Here is an 804-nt window from a genome sequence, read left to right as displayed (position 1 = left end):
CGGCGTTGCAAGCAGTGATCGACAGTGTTGATAGCAGCGTCGATGCTTTTGCCAGTGTGCAGTTGGCGGCGACCAACAGTGACGTTAACGGTATCAGCAACACCACCTTAGGGAATATCCTAGGTTTAACCTTTGATGGTGCGAACGAGGCCGATTATCAAGCGGCGATAGCGGCAGAGGCAAGCATTGCCGATGTGGCGGCGCTGCAAGTGCTGATTGACAGTGTTGATAACAGCGTCGATGCTTTTGCCAGTGTGCAGTTGGCGGCGACGAACAGTGACGTTAACGGTATCAGCAATGCCATCTTAGGGAATATCCTAGGTTTAACCTTTGATGGTGCGAACGAGGCCGATTATCAAGCGGCGATAGCGGCAGAGGCGAGCATCGCGGATGTGGCGGCGCTGCAAGTGCTGATTGACCGTGTGGATGCGAGCTTATTGGCGTTTGCCGAGGTTCAAACGGCGGCGGCCGACAGTAACGTTAACGGTATCAGCAACACCACCTTAGGGAATATCCTAGGTTTAACTTTTGATGGTGCGAACGAGGCTGACTACCAAGCGGCGATAGCGGCAGAGGCAAGCATTGTCGATGTGGCGGCGCTGCAAGTGCTGATTGACCGTGTGGATGCGAGCTTATTGGCGTTTGCCGAGGTTCAAACGGCGGCGGCCGACAGTAACGTTAACGGTATCAGCAACACCACCTTAGGGAATATCCTAGGTTTAACCTTTGATGGTGCGAACGAGGCCGATTATCAAGCGGCGATAGCGGCAGAGGCAAGCATTGCCGATGTGGCGGCGCTGCAAG

The 804-nt window shown here is 54.5% G+C and carries 1 protein-coding gene; it reads left to right on the top strand.

Annotated features, from left to right (window positions below; translation table 11 throughout):
• On the top strand, positions 1 to 804 hold an 804-nt coding region (locus VTH8203_RS23550), incomplete at both ends, for a hypothetical protein (RefSeq protein WP_158296248.1).

Source organism: Vibrio thalassae (assembly GCF_900089835.1).
GTDB classification, from domain to species: Bacteria; Pseudomonadota; Gammaproteobacteria; order Enterobacterales; family Vibrionaceae; genus Vibrio; species Vibrio thalassae.
Note: the sequence above shows the minus strand (reverse complement) of the source record. Positions and strands in the feature narration are given on the sequence as shown.